15 protein-coding genes are annotated in these 14,994 nt (G+C 63.3%); 4 read left to right on the forward strand and 11 right to left on the reverse strand.

What is annotated here, in order from left to right:
• The first annotated feature begins 112 nt into the window (after positions 1 to 112).
• The gene (locus C453_RS06020) at positions 113 to 1,288 is read left to right on the forward strand and encodes a 3-dehydroquinate synthase II (protein WP_008323343.1); all 1,176 of its coding nucleotides are present in this window, start codon (positions 113 to 115) and stop codon (positions 1,286 to 1,288) included.
• A 9-nt stretch (positions 1,289 to 1,297) separates the two neighbouring features.
• Here the strand turns inward: C453_RS06020 and C453_RS06025 are convergent, their stop codons facing one another.
• The 4 genes from C453_RS06025 to C453_RS06040 all read right to left on the reverse strand — a co-directional run bounded on the left by C453_RS06025 (position 1,298) and on the right by C453_RS06040 (position 4,794).
• The gene (locus tag C453_RS06025) at positions 1,298 to 1,696 is read right to left on the reverse strand and encodes a DUF7575 domain-containing protein (RefSeq protein WP_007545217.1); all 399 of its coding nucleotides are present in this window, start codon (positions 1,694 to 1,696) and stop codon (positions 1,298 to 1,300) included.
• A gap of 27 nt (positions 1,697 to 1,723) precedes the next feature.
• Positions 1,724 to 2,419, reverse strand: coding sequence for a type I 3-dehydroquinate dehydratase (locus tag C453_RS06030; RefSeq protein ID WP_008323345.1), 696 nt, complete (start codon positions 2,417 to 2,419; stop codon positions 1,724 to 1,726).
• A 111-nt stretch (positions 2,420 to 2,530) separates the two neighbouring features.
• Positions 2,531 to 3,640: a DNA-methyltransferase gene (locus C453_RS06035; RefSeq protein ID WP_008323347.1), complete on the reverse strand. Its 1,110-nt coding sequence runs from the start codon at positions 3,638 to 3,640 to the stop codon at positions 2,531 to 2,533.
• A 149-nt stretch (positions 3,641 to 3,789) separates the two neighbouring features.
• Positions 3,790 to 4,794, reverse strand: coding sequence for a transcription initiation factor IIB (locus C453_RS06040; protein WP_007545220.1), 1,005 nt, complete (start codon positions 4,792 to 4,794; stop codon positions 3,790 to 3,792).
• A 236-nt stretch (positions 4,795 to 5,030) separates the two neighbouring features.
• On the opposite strand from C453_RS06040, the gene C453_RS06045 reads away from it, so the two are divergent.
• Positions 5,031 to 5,825: a helical backbone metal receptor gene (locus C453_RS06045; protein ID WP_008323349.1), complete on the forward strand. Its 795-nt coding sequence runs from the start codon at positions 5,031 to 5,033 to the stop codon at positions 5,823 to 5,825.
• Between the two features lie 20 nt (positions 5,826 to 5,845).
• Positions 5,846 to 6,370: an inosine/xanthosine triphosphatase gene (yjjX, locus tag C453_RS06050; protein WP_008323351.1), complete on the forward strand. Its 525-nt coding sequence runs from the start codon at positions 5,846 to 5,848 to the stop codon at positions 6,368 to 6,370.
• A gap of 70 nt (positions 6,371 to 6,440) precedes the next feature.
• Here yjjX and aglD read toward each other — a convergent pair whose 3' ends face one another.
• Positions 6,441 to 8,309 carry a flippase domain-containing glycosyltransferase AglD gene (gene aglD / locus C453_RS06055; RefSeq protein ID WP_008323353.1) on the reverse strand — a complete coding sequence of 623 codons (1,869 nt, stop codon included), beginning with the start codon at positions 8,307 to 8,309 and terminating at the stop codon, positions 6,441 to 6,443.
• A gap of 242 nt (positions 8,310 to 8,551) precedes the next feature.
• Between aglD and C453_RS06060 the strand changes: the two genes are divergently transcribed.
• The gene (locus C453_RS06060) at positions 8,552 to 8,821 is read left to right on the forward strand and encodes a DUF7123 family protein (RefSeq protein WP_008323355.1); all 270 of its coding nucleotides are present in this window, start codon (positions 8,552 to 8,554) and stop codon (positions 8,819 to 8,821) included.
• A 146-nt stretch (positions 8,822 to 8,967) separates the two neighbouring features.
• Here the strand turns inward: C453_RS06060 and C453_RS06065 are convergent, their stop codons facing one another.
• The 6 genes from C453_RS06065 to C453_RS06085 form a co-directional block, all read right to left on the reverse strand.
• Complete coding sequence (locus C453_RS06065; RefSeq protein WP_008323357.1) at positions 8,968 to 9,588, reverse strand: winged helix-turn-helix transcriptional regulator; 621 nt, start codon at positions 9,586 to 9,588, stop codon at positions 8,968 to 8,970.
• 152 nt (positions 9,589 to 9,740) lie between these two features.
• On the reverse strand, positions 9,741 to 11,000 hold the full coding sequence (locus C453_RS06070) for an SPFH domain-containing protein (protein ID WP_008323359.1): 1,260 nt from the start codon (positions 10,998 to 11,000) through the stop codon (positions 9,741 to 9,743).
• A 120-nt stretch (positions 11,001 to 11,120) separates the two neighbouring features.
• The gene (locus C453_RS06075; protein ID WP_008323360.1) at positions 11,121 to 11,717 is read right to left on the reverse strand and encodes an NfeD family protein; all 597 of its coding nucleotides are present in this window, start codon (positions 11,715 to 11,717) and stop codon (positions 11,121 to 11,123) included.
• Positions 11,718 to 11,795: 78 nt separating this feature from the next.
• A complete protein-coding gene (locus tag C453_RS06080) occupies positions 11,796 to 12,938 on the reverse strand; it encodes a DUF4352 domain-containing protein (RefSeq protein ID WP_008323362.1) in 1,143 nt (380 codons plus the stop codon).
• Positions 12,938 to 13,135: a hypothetical protein gene (locus tag C453_RS19900; RefSeq protein ID WP_152418022.1), complete on the reverse strand. Its 198-nt coding sequence runs from the start codon at positions 13,133 to 13,135 to the stop codon at positions 12,938 to 12,940. The genes C453_RS06080 and C453_RS19900 overlap by 1 nt, the downstream gene beginning before the upstream one ends.
• Positions 13,132 to 14,862, reverse strand: coding sequence for a DUF7282 domain-containing protein (locus C453_RS06085; protein ID WP_008323364.1), 1,731 nt, complete (start codon positions 14,860 to 14,862; stop codon positions 13,132 to 13,134). Before C453_RS06085 ends, C453_RS19900 begins: the two co-directional genes overlap by 4 nt.
• Between the last annotated feature and the right edge of the window lie 132 nt (positions 14,863 to 14,994).

The raw sequence follows: 14,994 nt of genomic DNA on the forward strand, positions 1-14,994 counted from the left end.
ATATACCACGATATAAAATCGACATTCTCGGTTCAACGAGAAGTGAGTATTCTGCCCGCCCGCTGTTGATTCATCCGCCACGTTCAAGCCTGACCACCGAGTGGAGTCGATAATGACACGCAGCGTCTGGCTCAAAGCCGACGACACGGTCGGCGACTGGGAGACGCGGAAGCGACGCATCACGGCGGGCCTCGAAGCCGGTGTCGACTGGGTCCTCGTCGACGAGGACGACGTCAAGAAGGTGCGCGAACTCGGTGACGTGAAAGTCGCCGCGTTCCGCACCGACGCCGACGTCCACGTGATGGAAGCAGAAGGTGACGAAGACGGCGGGTCGCTCGCCGACGCCTACATCGTCGGCAAAGACGGCGAAGGCGACGCGACAGTCGACCTCCCCTCTGACTTCTCTGGGTCTGCAGATCTGACGACGCTCCGCCGCGGCGACGACCACGCAAACGGGTCGTACATCCGCATTCTGAGCAAGGACTACGAATCGTTCGCTGAAGAGGCCGCCCGCGACGGCGACCACACAATCGTCGTCGGCGAGGACTGGACTATCATCCCGCTGGAGAATCTCATCGCCCGCATCGGCGAAGAGACCGAACTCATCGCTGGCGTCACGACCGCCGAGGAAGCGAAGACTGCCTTCGAGACGTTGGAGATTGGGTCCGACGGCGTCCTCCTCGACAGCGATGACCACGACGAGATTCGAAAGACCGTCGAGGTCCGCGACGAGGCAGAGCGTGAGTCGCTCGACCTCGTGTGGGCCGAAATTCAGGAAGTCGAACGCACGGGCATGGCCGACCGGGTCTGTGTCGACACTGGCTCGCTCATGGAACACGACGAGGGGATGCTCGTCGGGTCGATGGCTCGCGGCCTTTTCTTTGTGCACGCCGAGACGGCGGAGTCCCCGTACGTCGCGTCTCGGCCATTCAGAGTCAACGCCGGTGCAGTCCACGCGTACGCCCGAACCCCCGACGGCGGGACGACGTACCTCTCGGAACTCGAAAGCGGCGACGAGGTACAACTCATCGACACTGACGGCCACACCCGCGAGGCCATCGTCGGACGCGTGAAGATAGAAAAGCGGCCGATGTTCCGCGTCGTCGCCGACTACGAGGGCGACCGAGTCGCGACGCTCCTCCAGAACGCCGAGACCATCAAGGTTCCCACCAAAGAGGGACGAACCGCAGTGACCGACCTCGAACCCGGTGACGAGGTACTCATCTACTACGAAGACACTGCTCGGCACTTCGGCGAAGCGGTCGAAGAGAGCATCATCGAGAAGTAACGCGCCGTTTTACTGCTCTTCGGTGTGCCATTCGAGTTCTTCGGCACACCACGGACAAAAGTCGAGATTCCGGTCGAGTCCACCGCCGCAGGCAGGACAGGTTGGTTGCCCGTCGTTCTGCTGGTGCCCCGGTCCTCGCATTCCGATTCGATAGGCGTCCAGCGCGCTGAGGAAGAGGAGTCCGACGATAGGGACGGTCACTTCGGTCGGCAGTTCGCTGAGCGTCGCCGTCGCCGGGTCGGCAAATGCCGACAGTAAGACCAGCCCGGCACCGACGACGAACGTGAACCACGCGATAGCGCGTCGCCACTCGCGGAGGTAGACGTGCCCAGCGCCGGCGATTCCGAGCGATGCACCCAGAATCCCGACGAGGGCGGCCACGAGCGCGCGACGACGAGCATCGGCCATCGTGCGTGGCGGTCGTTGTCTGCCGCCTTAAACGTCCGGTTTGCTGGACAGGTCGCCGACGAGGGTTCGGAGCGTCGCGACGTCGTACTGTCCCGGCGCGGTCGCGTCTTCGGGGTCGACCGGCGCATAGCCGATTTTCGACCCGTACACTGGTGCGACGGCGCGGGTGTGTCTGCCCGCCTCGCCCATCGCCATCGTCGCGACGGTGTCATCCCACTCGGTCGCCGCGCGTGTCACGTCCAGCAGGCGAAGCGCGTCTGCGTCGGTGTGGGCGGTGACGGCGAGTTTCCCGACATCGCCGAGCGTGGCCGCCTCGTGAAGGAGTCGTGTGAGTTCCGACCGAGCTGGCGTTCGGTCGAAGTCGTGGACGGACGCGATGACGTCGACGTCGACTGCGCGGGCGCGAGTCGCGGCGTCGACGCCGACCGCTTTGTGGAGGCTTTCGAGTTCGATATCGACAGCGGCCACGGCGTCGGTCTCCGCGGCCGCGACGAGTGCATCGAGGCGGTCGACTTCGTCGCCATCGGCCTCACCGCCTTCCCACTCCGCGCGGTTCGTCGCGATAATCGGGAGGTCCCCGTCGTAGTCGTCGAGCGCCGAAAGGGGGTCGTCGGCGAGGTCCATCCGGAATTCGATGGCGTCTGCGTCGGCTCTGGCGGCGGGTTCGTCGCCGAGGCCGGCGGTACTCGCTGCGAGAACGAACGAATCGAACGAGAGGTCCATACTCGAAACTGTGTCGGCGGGGACTAAATCGGTGTCCGTGCCTGCAAACGTCCGTGGGACAGTCAGGCGTCGGCGGCGAAAGAGAGTGGCGCGTCGCCGACGAGTGCGCAGTCAGTCGTCGTCCGCGTCGAGTTCCTCAGTCGCGTCGCTGTCGGCGACCGCGTCACCGTGCGTACTGCGTGCGTCCGTGTCGTCGACCGGTTCGTGCTCGGTCACGAACCGGCGATTGTCACCCGACTCGGTCTTCGTGACCGACGAGACGGCATACAGACGGATGTCTCGTTCCTGTTTGGTCACGACTGGGAAGTCGTAGTAGGTCGCGTCGTAGCCCGGTTCGTCGTCTCTGTCGGCGACGAAGTCACGGTGTGCGTCGAGTCGGGCTTCGACCGCAGCGCGCGAGCGGTCACAGATATCCGCCAGCCGGTCTTCGAACGCGTCCACGAGCCCTGCATCGAGGTCGTAGCCGACCGAGTTTCGCCCGGCGAGCATCGCTGCCAACGTGGTGGTTCCGGTTCCGACGAACGGGTCGTACACAGTGTCGCCGTACACCGAGTACATCCGAATGAGTCGGAGCGGCAGTTCGACCGGGAACGCGGCCGAGCGCTCTCTGTCCCCTGAATCGAGACGCTGTTCGGTGCCCGTGAACTCCCAGAGGTCGGAGAACCACTCGTTTCGCTCTTCCCAAAAGAAGGCGCTCTCGTAGCGGTCATCGTCGCCCGGTGGGAACGAGCGCGAGTCGCCCTTGCGCACGATGAGGACGTACTCGTGTTCGAGCGTGACGTAGGCGTTGGTCGGGAGCGTCCCCGACCCCATGAACTTGGTGAGGCGATTGGTCGGCTTTCGCCAGAGTGCATCGGGAAGCGGAGAGAGGCCACGCTCGGAGAGCGCCGTCAGGATGCGGGCGTGATTCGGATACAACCGAAACGACCCGCCGAGGCTGCGCGTCGCGTCGCCGACGTTGATACACGCGAGGCCACCTGGTGCGAGGACGCGTTCGAGTTCGTCCCACACTGCGTCGAGTTGGTCGTGCATGGCCTCGAACGCCGCTTGGCCGTCGCCCGCGTCGAGCGCGTCGGCGACTGCGTCGTCGCGAGCCGAAAAGAGGTCGTCCCACATCTCTATCATGGGGTACGGTGGGGAGGTGACGACGAGGTCCACGCTCCCGTCGTCGAGTTCGGTGTCGGCGGCGTCGCCCACGCGAAGGGCGTGTTCCGTGCGCATCGTACGGACGTGTCGCTCTCACGTCAAAACGTTTCTCCCCGACTGAGCTCGAAACCACACCGGAATCAGCCGACAGCGCCGCCGCTCAGCTATCGAATAAGCGAGGATATGTCGCGACCGGTCTGAAAGTGCCGTCGCGGAGTGATACCTTAGACGAGGCCGAGGTTCTCCTCGGCTTCGAGGAGTTCGTGATAGCGGTTGCGGATGGTGACTTCCGAGATGTCGGCAACTTCGCTGACTGCGGCCTGCGTCGTCTTCTCGTTGGTGAGGAGTGCGGCAGCGTAGACGGCGGCGGCAGCGAGGCCGACCGGCGACTTACCCGAGTGGACGCCCTTTTCCTTGGCGTTCTTCAGGAGTTTGCGAGCACGCATCTTCGACTCGTCCGAGAGGCCGAGTTCGCTGGCGAAGCGGGGGACGTACTGCTCGGGGTCGGCGGGCTTGACTTCGAGCGAGAGTTCGCGGGCGATGTAGCGGTAGGTACGGGCGACTTCGCTCTTCTCGACGCGCGAGACTTCCGCAATCTCGTCGAGCGAACGGGGGACGCCGGCCATGCGGGCAGCGGCGTAGGTACACGAGGTGGCGACACCCTCGATAGAACGGCCGGGAAGCAGGTCGTCGTCGAGTGCGCGGCGGTAGATGACAGATGCCGTCTCGCGAACGTTCTCGGGAAGACCGAGCGCGGAGGCCATCCGGTCGATTTCACCGAGTGCCTGCTTCAGGTTGCGTTCCTTGGAGTCGCGGGTGCGGAAGCGCTCGTTCCACTTGCGGAGGCGCTGCATCTTCTGGCGCTGGCGAGCGCCCAGCGAGTTCCCGTAGGCGTCACGGTCGCGCCAGTCGATGTTGGTCGAAAGACCCTTGTCGTGCATCGTGTTCGTCGTCGGTGCACCGACGCGGGACTTTTCGTCTTTCTCGCGAGCGTCGAACGCGCGCCACTCGGGGCCGCGGTCGACCGAATCGGCGGTGACGACGAGACCACAGTCGTCACAGACAGTCTCACCGTGTTCGTCGTCGGTGACGACGTGGCCGCCACACTCGGGACACTTGAGCGTGTCTCCCTTGGTGGTCTCTTCTTCCTCTTGGCTCTGTCGTCGGCCTCGCTGTTTCTGTTTCTGCTCCTGTGCGCCGGGGTTTCGGGTCCAAATTCGTTCACTCATGGCTACGACGGCGGGTGCTCCGGAAGGGGGGATTAGATTCGGCTAGAACCCGGAGGCGGTCCGTAACACGTACGACCGCAGACGAACGCATAAATGGTTTGGTATCGCCCGCCGGTTGTCCACAATTTTTGTGTGTAGACGCCCCACACGGACCATTTACTCGCCTCCCGAACTCGTGTCTCCTCCGGACACAGGGGACACGATACATATTTTTCTCGCAGGTGCGTTTGCGGACTATGCGCACGGACTCTCCGCCCCGAGTCGTTTCGTTGGCCCCGAGTGCGGCGGCCATCCTCGACGCGGCCGGTCTCGCCGCTCGAATCGTCGGCGCGACCGCTCACTCTCCGCTCAACCGACCCCTCGTGGGGGGATGGCTGAACCCCGACTTCGAGCGTCTCGACGAACTCGGCCCGGACGTCGTCTGCACGAGCGACCCACTGCAGCAGGACGTCGCTACCGAGGTCCGTAACCACGGCTACGAGGTACACCACGTCGAACCATCGACACTCGACGAGGTGTTCGAGACCTTCCCGAGAATCTGTGCGGCCGCGGGCGACGCCAGCGCCGGTGACCGACTCGCCGACGACTGCCGAGCGCACCTCTCGCGTGTCGCAGACGCTGTCTCCAGCCGCGACGCTCCCGAAGTCTACTGCGAGGAGTGGGCCGACCCGCCGATGGCGGCCGGAAACTGGGTTCCAGACGTGGTTCGCGCCGCCGGTGGGTCGTACTCACTCGTCGATGCGGGCGAGCGCTCGACCGAAGTCTCCGGCGACGAAGTTGCCGCCGAAGACCCGGACCACGTCGTTCTCCACCCGTGCGGCAAGGGCGAACGCGGCGACCCCGAAGCGTTCGAATCTCGCGGCTGGAACGTCGATGCGGCCGTCCACGCTGTCGACGACTCGCTTCTCAATCAACCGAGTCCCGCGCTCGTCGGCGGTGTCGACCGGCTTGCCCGACTGTTCCACCCCGACGCCGACCTCCCCGAACCGTGGGTTCCGACCGCCGAGACAGAATCCGATGGAGCGATATGAGTTCCCAATCGCTTGCGGATATGGACATCGCAGTCGGAAGCGGAAATCCGGTAAAGCGGCGCGCTGTCGAGTTGGCCTGTCCCGACGCCCGCGTCGCAGCTGTTGCCGTCGATTCGGGCGTTTCGGAGCAACCCGTCGGCCACGACGAGACACTGACTGGTGCTATCACGCGCGCTGAGCGCGTCTTCGAGACCGGAGACTACCACTTCGGCGTCGGTATCGAAGGCGGCGTCGCGTCGTTTTCGACCGACACCGAGACAGCCAGTGACAGCGACCTCTATTTGGTTATGTGGGCCGCGGCGACCGACGGCACCCAAGTTGGCCACGGTGCTGGGCCGAGTTTCCTCCTCCCCGACCGCATCGCCGACCGAATTCACGACGGCGAAGAACTCGGGCCGGTGATGGACGACGTGCTCGGGACCGAAGATATCGCGACGAACGAGGGTGCCGCGGGCGTGTTCACCGATGGACAAGTCACTCGGACGGATGCGCTCCAGTCGGCCGTGACGGCCGCGCTCGCTCCGTTCAATTGCGACCTCTACTGACCGGTGGACAACTGCGACCTCTACTGAACTCAGAAAACTGCGAAACGCCGCGAAACCTCCCGTTTTCTGCCTACTCCGATTCGGCGAGTTCACGCTCGCGGACGTCTGCGCTCTCTTCGACAGCAGTCGTCAGCGAGACGTTCAGCGAGAGCATCGACGCGACGCCGCCGACGATGGTGACGGCGTTTTTCACCGCGTGGTCGAGGACGGCAGCGGCGAGTGCCATCGCAGGTGTGACGGGCGCGAGCGCGACCATGAACACGGTGAAGGCGATTTCGTAGAGACCGACGCCACCCGGCGACAGGGGAAGGACCTTCGCGAGGTTGCCGACGCTCACCGCGAAGAAGGAGACGCCGACGAGGACCACGGGGTCGATGTCGACGCCGAGCGCGAAGAGGACGACGACGGCAGTCACCACGTCTATCGTCCAGATGACGAGGCTCGACACACCGACGCGGCCGAATGCGGCGCGGTTTCCGGCGACGGCCTGCAGGTCGGAGACGAACTGCTCGATGACGCCCGCGACGTACTCGACGTACGAGTCGGAGGAGAACCGACCGACGACGGCGCGGACGAGGTTGCTGTCGGCACGGGCAGACAGGGCGATAGCGAGCACTCCGGCGATGGCGACGACGCCGACGCCCGTAGCGACGTAGGCCACGGTACGTACGTCACTGGCCGACACGTCCACGTTGCCGCCGCTCACGCCAGTCGCGAGCACCGACGCGATGTCGTTGAGACCGCCGGTGGCGGCGAGTCCGACGAGGACGACGCCCGCGAGACCCGCGATTGTGAGCAGGTCGAAGACGCGCTCGACGGCGAGTGAAGCGAATCCGGAGGGGTACGGAATGTCGCGTCGTGCTTTTACCACGTACGCGCGCACCGCGTCACCGGCACGGGCCGGGAAGACGAGGTTCCCGGTCTGACTGATGAATATCGCCCCCGTGAGAAAGCCCGTCTTCTCGTGATAGCCGAGTTCGCCGAGGATGTCGCCGTAGCGAAGTCCACGGAGCGGCCACGAGAGGACGTAGATGGCGGCGGCGGCCGCGACGAGCGTCGGTTCGGCGTCGCCGAGGACGCTCAGGACCTCCGAGGGGTCGATGTAGAGCGTCATCAGCGCCACTGCGACGAGCGTCAACAGCAACCCGGAGACGATTGTCACCTCGCGGGTGATACGTGGCCGAACCGAGAGTTGCCACCACGTCCGAAGAATCTGACTGCCCATCCCGAGTACGTCGCGGACGAGGTCGACTTTCGTGTCGCCTTTCGGTTCCCAATCGACGGGGAACTCGGCGACCCGGAACCCGGCGCGCTGGGCGCGTACGAGCATCTCGGTGTCCCAGAACCAGTGTTCGTCTTCGACGTCGTCGCGGAGCGTCTCGAAGGTCTCTCGGCTGAACGCTTTGAACCCACACTGGTGGTCGCGGAGGTCCGACCGGAGGAAGACGCGAACGAGACTGTTGTAGACTTGACTCGGGAAGCCGCGTTTGGCTGGTCTGTCGGCGACGTTCTCGGGCATCCACCGCGACCCGGTGGCCACGTCGCACTCTCCCGATCGAACGCGTTCGACGAGCGATTCGAGGTGTCGCATGTCCGTCGCGAGGTCCGTATCGAAGTAGACGAGTGTCTCGCCGTGTGCGGCCGCGAAGGCGTGTTCGAGCGCGCCGCCGCGCCCGAGTCGCGTGTCGCTGTGGAAGTGCCGCACGCGCGAGTCTTCGGCAGCCATGCGGTCGGCTATCTCTGGCGTGCGGTCGTCGCAGCCGTCTTCGGCGACGATGACCTCGAAGGCGTCGGCGGGGAGGAACGATTCGAGCGTCTGGAGGGTGACGCGAACGGTGTTTTCGATGGTCCGCTCCTCGTTGTACGCGGGGAGGACGACACTCACGTCGACGCTGGCCGGCGTAGCGGTGGCCGAGCGCCCATCTGTCGGGCGACCCATTATCGTCCTATGGCCGCTATCGGCGTATGTATTTTCTGTCTTGCCCCGGGAGCGTGTCTCCCTGCTGGATTCTCCGGTTTCCCCGAGTGTTAGCTGACTGTACCTGCGGCGGCCCGAACAGCGCACCCGAACCCCTATTGACGGCACTCCGAACCCTCAGTGACGGCACCTAATCGCAAGACAGCGCCGTGTTAAGTTCCTGTACCAAACCCCTGATAGGCGATACGGTACTCTCTGAAAGTATGAGTACGACCGCCACGGCAACTGCCGTCGAAGCAGACGTTTCGGAGGTTCCCACCGACCTCACCGAAAAGCAGCACCGCATCCTCCAGTATCTCCGCCGCAACGCGGCCACGAAGACGTATTTCAAATCTCGTCTCATCGCCGACGACCTCGGCCTCTCGGCGAAGGAAGTCGGAGCCAACATGCGCCCGCTTCTCGACGGGAACTTCGACGTCAACGTCGAAAAGTGGGGGTACTCCTCGGGAACGACGTGGAAAGTCACTGTCTGACTGCCCACTAGCCTGCCACCGCTGACGCCGTCGTCTCCTCCTTTCTCGTTCGGAGTTGTTGTCGCCTGCTACCGTCGAGTGACATCGAAGGCAGTCGAGGCTCGTCGCTCACCGGCCAGTGTGCGCTAAAACGAGCGATTGCCGCCTCAGGGGTCGAATCGGATGAACCCGGCGGCGTCGTTCGCAAACGCCGCGGCGTCGGTGCCGAAGGAGTCGGCGTACCGAATCAAGAGTGTGATAACCGTCTCAGGTTCGCTGACTGCGTAGCCGTCCTCCCGCGAGAGGAGGCCGACCGAATCCAGTTCTTTCGCGTAGGTGCTCACTGTCGCGCGCGAGACGTCGAGTGTATCGGCGAGTTTGCTCCCGGTCGCGTCTGGGTCTTGAAGGAGGTGAATCAGCATTCCGCGCGGCGTGTCGCGCCGGAGATAGCCGAGCGCGACCTGTTCGAACTCCGAGAACCGTTTTGCGGGGAAGAATCGTTTGTAATCACCGTCGCGCCGCACGTCGAGGGTGCCGTCGTCGACGAGGTTTCGAAGGTGGTACTGCGTCTCTCCAGTTCCGAGTTGCAGGTCGTCTCGAACTTTCGAAAAGTGTGCGCCGGGCGTGGCCGCGACGTAGCCGACGATGGCGTCGCGCGCGTCGCTCGACTTCGACGAGTCGTCGCTTCCGTTGCCACCTCCGAGGCCGACGAGCGGCGTCGCAGCCCCGAGCGCGGCGAAGCGACGAAGCGTCGCACGCTTGTCTTCATCTATCCGGCGGTCCGACATCTACCCGAAGTAGGACGTGCACGGAAGAAAAGCGCTTCGGCATTTCACTCGCCTGAAACGATGACTGTCGGTCATTAGAATGAGTCTGTATCCGACGACAATAACGGCAATAAAAACAATAACAACGATACCGACGGCGACGGTGACAGCGACTATTCGAGGTCTTTCTCGAACTCCATCGCTTCTTCGTCGTCGCTGCTGTCTGCGCCGCCGCTGTCACTGCCAGATTGGTTGTTCGACGTGGCCGCAGTCTCGTCGGTGTCAGCTTCCGAGACGACTTCGTCGGCGGATTTGATGGATTGTTCGTCTTCTTCGTCGGCCTCGGCGATAACCTCGTCGGGCGACTTGATGTTGTTCACTTCGGCACCCGATTTGATGGCCTCTGCCTCCTGTTCGAGTTGCTCGACGTCCATCTCGGCCGCCTGGTCGATTTGACCGAGAATCTGTTCGATGTCGTCGAGGCCGATGAGTTCGCGCGTCTCTTCGTCGAATTCGAGACTGGAGAGGCTCTCTGCGTCTTTCACGTCCGAGCCGGTCAGCTGCTTGCCGTAGCGGCCGAGCAGCGACGTGAGCTCTTGCGGCAGGACGAACGTCGTCGACTCGCCCTGGCCGATGCGTTCGAGCGTCTCCATTCCTTTGTCGATGATGGCGCGCTCGCCCATCGACTCGGCGGACTTCGCACGCAGGACAGTCGAGATAGCGTCACCTTGCGCTTCGAGAATCTGCGACTGCTTTTCACCCTGTGCGCGGATGATGTTCGACTGCTTTTCACCCTCGGCCTTCTCGACGGCGGAGCGACGCTCACCCTGCGCTTCGAGAATCATGGCGCGGCGGCGGCGCTCGGCAGAGGTCTGTTGCTCCATCGCCTGCTGCACGTCCGCACTGGGGTTGACCTCGCGGACTTCCACGGACTCGACGCGGACACCCCACTCGTCGGTGGGCTCGTCGAGTTCCTTGCGGATGCGTGCGTTGATTTCTTGGCGCTTGTTGAGCGTGTCGTCGAGTTCCATGTCGCCGAGGACGGCGCGGAGCGTCGTCTGGGCGAGATTTGAGACGGCGCGCTTGTAGTCGTCGACTTCGAGGAACGCCTTCTTGGCGTCCATGACTTTGATGTAGACGACAGCGTCGGCGGTCACCGGCGAGTTGTCGCGGGTGATTGCTTCCTGCCGCGGCACGTCGAGCGTCTGGGTACGCATGTCGAACGCGTACGTGCGCGAGACGAACGGCGGGATGAAGTTGATACCCGGTTCGAGCAGACGCCGGTACTCACCGAAGACGGTGAGGGCCTTCTTTTCGTAGGCGTCTACGATTTCGACCATCTGGTACACCGTCACGATGGCGAGCACGAGGACGAGAACGCCGATAGCGACGCTCCCAAACCCAAGCCCCGCCTGGAGGGCAAGTAGGTCCATATCCCGGTCTAGGGTTGGCCATGTGATAAGTATTCGTGTGCCAGCCCCGCCACGTCGGACGGTTTCTGCTCTCCGTTAGGGTGGAACACTCGGCCTGCCGAGGTCCCCGGGGTGCGTCGGTTAGACCTCTTCTGCGCCTTCGCGTTCTTTCTCGCGCTCCTGTTCTCGACTTTCCGCCTGCCGAACGCGCTCTCTGGCGAGTTCGCGGTCGATTTCGTCCTGCCCGACGTCGAACCCTTCGACGGTGACGACGTTGCCGCCGCCGGGGTCGACGACGACGACTTCGCTTCCGACTTCGATATCGCCGTGGACCGAGCGCGCTGCGTAGAAGGGATTGAAGCCACCTTCGTCGAGTTTTACCTCGCCGCTGGTCGGGGTGACGCGCTCTGTGACGCGGCCGGTCTTTCCTTTCAGCGCGTCGGAGTCACTCGTCCGACCCTCTCCTTTGCCGCCGTAGATGTCGAGTTCGCGGTAGCCATACAGTGCGAGGGCACCGAAGGCGAACACCAGCAGTCCGAGGACGAACGGTGCTGCGAGCGGCGGGAACAGCAACCCGACGAGACCCGCAGCGAGGAGGGCAACCCCGACGACGACGAAGTGCGCACCGGGAACGATTGCTTCGGCGAGTGACAGGCCGAGCCCGGCGAGAACTAAGAGCAACGGAAGTGTCTCGGGGCCGATGAGACCAGCCTGCAACGGGAACGGCGGGTAAACCATACAGGCCCTAGGGACGTGACCTGATTAAGGGTTGAGGGTCGAACTGCGTGAGTCGCGTCAGAAAAACCAGCGGCCGGCTTACGACTCGGTCTGTGGTTCTGCCGCCAGCGAGTCGTCGTAGATGAACACGACGGTGTCTTCGTTCGACGGCTGGACGACCAGCGTGCCGGTCTTCGTGTCTTCGGGCACGGCGTAGACGGTCCAGACTGTCTTCGAGTCGTTCGGTGCGAAGAGGCCGCCACCGAACGCACTCACGTTTCGAAGCGGCTGGTGGCCGTGGCGGACCCCATCAGATTCTAAGACCACGGCTGACTGCGAAAGCGACCCCGGCGAAGACCCTTGATTCGTCACGTTGAACGCGACGACGACGAACTGCTCTCCCTCGGGGGCGGTGAACGTGTTGTTTCCGACCGTTATCGACGACGTCGTCTGGGCGTTCCACCGGGCAGTCATGTCTGCGGACGACGATGGCGCGGTCGAGACTGCAGAGATAGCCACGCCACTCGGACCGCCGGACCCACCGGACCCGTTGACGACGGGGCCGAGTGCGGCGACTGACCCGAGAGCGAGAACGAGAAGCAGCACGGCGACGACGACGACGCGAACGCTCGGCGGCGAGCTCGATTTGAGGTCGTCGAGCGAGGACGGTAGGCGGTCACGGAACGAGCCACCGTCGGAACCGCCGCCCGAACCACCATCTCCATCGCCACCGCCAGTTAGTTCACTGATGCGCTCCTGAATGGTCTCCAACGGAAGCGACGAAAGCGCGTTTTCGATTGGTTCGGGGAGGTCGAACGGCAGTCCGAACTCGACTTCTGCGGTCTCGTACACGTCGCCGTCGGTGTACTGTCTGACCGACTCTTCCATGCCCTCGTTTTCGACGGTCTCACCGAGTTCGTCGCGGTCGAGGAGCTTCACGTCGTGATTCGTGGCGAGTCCGCGAACCTCGTCTGCGAACTCACCCTGTGACGCGACGACGATGACGTCTATTTGTCGCTTCTTGGCGTGTGCGATAAACCCGCGAACGTGGTCCTCCGTCACCTCTGTGTCGACGCTTGGGAGAACCAGCATCATCCCCTTCGTCCCGTCCGCGCGCTGTCCCTGAACGAGGAATCGACCTTCGCCACGAGGTTGAATCTTGGTCTGCCAATTGCGTTGGGTCCAGAGGTCCGACAGGAAGCGGACGAACTGCTTCGACCCGAGTTCGACCAACCGCGGCATTACCAGTTCACCTCGCCACCTGCACGGTCGGGATGTTCGTCGTGTCCGGCCATGTCACGTTCGTATCTGTTCGAGTGACGAGCAGGATTCAGATTAAAACTACCGTCGCAGTCACCGTGCTCGACGCGTTCGTCTGAGTCGGTCTCGATTCGTTCGTTCATCCTCGATAGCCTGCTGTGATGCGTCGTGTCGTTCATTGCCGCCTCCGTGCGAGAAGTCCCGTGACGACGAGCGCGACGACGACCAAGCCGGGCGAAAGCGGGATACCCGTGTTCGTCGCCGACCCCGAGGGTTCCAACGGCGTCCGCTCGGTGACGGGGTACGGTGTCGCCGTCGCCGTCGCCGTCACTTGTTCGGCCGCTTCTTCGGTACTGGTCGCCGTCGTCGGGTTCGGCGTCGGCGTCTTCGCGTCCGGTTCGAGGCGCACCATCGCGTCGTCGGCGACGATGCTTCCGTTCGTTCCGTTCGTTCGGTACGGTGGGTCGTCGCTCACCGAGAAGTTCTTGTCGCGGTTCTGGTCAGTGTGAGCGACAGCGAGCAGTTCGCTGTCGGCCAACTGCCGCCGGTCGAACTCGACGATGACGTTCTCGTGAGTTCCCGGTGGCAGGTACGCGCTGGTCCCGAGCGGCTCTTCGTCCGCTGTCTCGACGCGGACGAAGCCACCGACAGAGAGCGTCACTTCACTGACGGTGACGTACGTCCCGTCGGTCTCTTGGTCGACAAAGCGCATTCCGGCGTCGGATTCGAGGAGTTCGAGCTTCGTTTCGGTCTGGTCGCGGAGGTCGTAGTAATCCCCACGAATCCACAGTGGGAACGAGAGGCCGCGGTCCTCAGGGGCGAAGGTCATGTTCTTGCGGAGCGTCCCGTTTTTGCTCACCGTGACCGGGATGAGTTTCAAGAACGGTTGGCCGGGTGCACGGGCACGAATTTCGAGGACGCTGTTGGGTGCAATCGTCGTCTCGCCGGTGACGTTGACTTGCAGGGCTTCCCACGGGTAGGTCGTCTCGTTGTGGACGTCGATAGAGATAGTCGGCTCGACGAGTTCGACACGCGACCGCGCAGTGATGGTGTCTTCTTCGACGAGACTGTTGTTCTCGCCTTCGAGCGTGACCGTCACCTCGTACTCTTCTGTGTCGCCTTCGAGCGGGAGGTCAGACGTGTCCCACACGACGTAAATGAGGTCATTTTCGAGGTCCTCGACGACCGTCGCCCCGTTTTCTGGCGTCGCCAGGAACGTCTCTTGCTCGTGATTTGGTCGCACTTCGAGCTGATTCATCGAGACTTCGATACCGTTGGCTGTCGGGCCACCGGAAATGTCATCGGGTTTTAACGCCGATTCGAGGCCGCTCTCGTTGAGTTTGATGACCGCGTAGTCACCTTTTGCGACCACCTGGCGTTTCGTCATCGAACCCGGAAGTGAGTCGGCCGAGATGCCGTCGTCGGATTCGTTGAGGCTCGCTGGTGCGACGTGGGTCGCTGCGGAGGTGTTCCCACGCGGCGTCACTTTGAGCTGGCCGATTGCCCGCTCGACACCACCGATGGTCACGTTCATCAGGTACGTCGAGGGTTCGATGGGTTCGTCGAGTGGAGCGGTCGTGAGGTTCTTCGCACCGCCGCCGCTGATGTAATCAGACGCGTTGTTGGCGGTCGAATTGTACGTGTCGATAGTGACGGTGGTCGTTCCTGACCCGGTAAGCTCGACCGTCAGATGGTAACCGTAGTCGTCACCACCGATGTGGAGGGTGCCGGATTCGGAGTGGGAGACTTGTATCTCGACTTCGTCACCACGGGTGACAGTCGTGACATCCTTGTCGAACGACGCACTCGGTCCGTCGGCCGCGACTACCGAGACCGGAACCCAGAACGACGCGACGAGGACCATCACGGCGACGAGTAGCGAGGGTATGCGGACTGCGTAACTCATGTCGTATGCCCGGTTGGGGGTTGACGAGGATTTCAACCGGGAGGTTATAAATCAAGAGGCTCGGTTATCAAAATCGGAAATTCGATGGGCGGCGGCTCGGTTCACACGGCTCTGGAGCGGTCGTGTTGGTGT

It is taken from the genome of Haloferax elongans ATCC BAA-1513 (assembly GCF_000336755.1).
GTDB classification, from domain to species: Archaea; Halobacteriota; Halobacteria; order Halobacteriales; family Haloferacaceae; genus Haloferax; species Haloferax elongans.

Excerpts from the sequence above, each read along its gene's own strand:
- C453_RS06040 (WP_007545220.1), bottom strand. The coding sequence starts at position 4,794 with ATGAGTGAACGAATTTGGACCCGAAACCCCGGCGCACAGGAGCAGAAA.
- C453_RS06020 (WP_008323343.1), top strand. The coding sequence starts at position 113 with ATGACACGCAGCGTCTGGCTCAAAGCCGACGACACGGTCGGCGACTGG.
- C453_RS06085 (WP_008323364.1), bottom strand. The coding sequence starts at position 14,862 with ATGAGTTACGCAGTCCGCATACCCTCGCTACTCGTCGCCGTGATGGTC.
- C453_RS06070 (WP_008323359.1), bottom strand. The coding sequence starts at position 11,000 with ATGGACCTACTTGCCCTCCAGGCGGGGCTTGGGTTTGGGAGCGTCGCT.
- C453_RS06060 (WP_008323355.1), top strand. The coding sequence starts at position 8,552 with ATGAGTACGACCGCCACGGCAACTGCCGTCGAAGCAGACGTTTCGGAG.
- C453_RS19900 (WP_152418022.1), bottom strand. The coding sequence starts at position 13,135 with ATGAACGACACGACGCATCACAGCAGGCTATCGAGGATGAACGAACGA.
- yjjX (WP_008323351.1), top strand. The coding sequence starts at position 5,846 with ATGGACATCGCAGTCGGAAGCGGAAATCCGGTAAAGCGGCGCGCTGTC.
- C453_RS06035 (WP_008323347.1), bottom strand. The coding sequence starts at position 3,640 with ATGCGCACGGAACACGCCCTTCGCGTGGGCGACGCCGCCGACACCGAA.
- aglD (WP_008323353.1), bottom strand. The coding sequence starts at position 8,309 with ATGGGTCGCCCGACAGATGGGCGCTCGGCCACCGCTACGCCGGCCAGC.
- C453_RS06045 (WP_008323349.1), top strand. The coding sequence starts at position 5,031 with ATGCGCACGGACTCTCCGCCCCGAGTCGTTTCGTTGGCCCCGAGTGCG.
- C453_RS06065 (WP_008323357.1), bottom strand. The coding sequence starts at position 9,588 with ATGTCGGACCGCCGGATAGATGAAGACAAGCGTGCGACGCTTCGTCGC.
- C453_RS06030 (WP_008323345.1), bottom strand. The coding sequence starts at position 2,419 with ATGGACCTCTCGTTCGATTCGTTCGTTCTCGCAGCGAGTACCGCCGGC.
- C453_RS06075 (WP_008323360.1), bottom strand. The coding sequence starts at position 11,717 with ATGGTTTACCCGCCGTTCCCGTTGCAGGCTGGTCTCATCGGCCCCGAG.
- C453_RS06025 (WP_007545217.1), bottom strand. The coding sequence starts at position 1,696 with ATGGCCGATGCTCGTCGTCGCGCGCTCGTGGCCGCCCTCGTCGGGATT.
- C453_RS06080 (WP_008323362.1), bottom strand. The coding sequence starts at position 12,938 with ATGCCGCGGTTGGTCGAACTCGGGTCGAAGCAGTTCGTCCGCTTCCTG.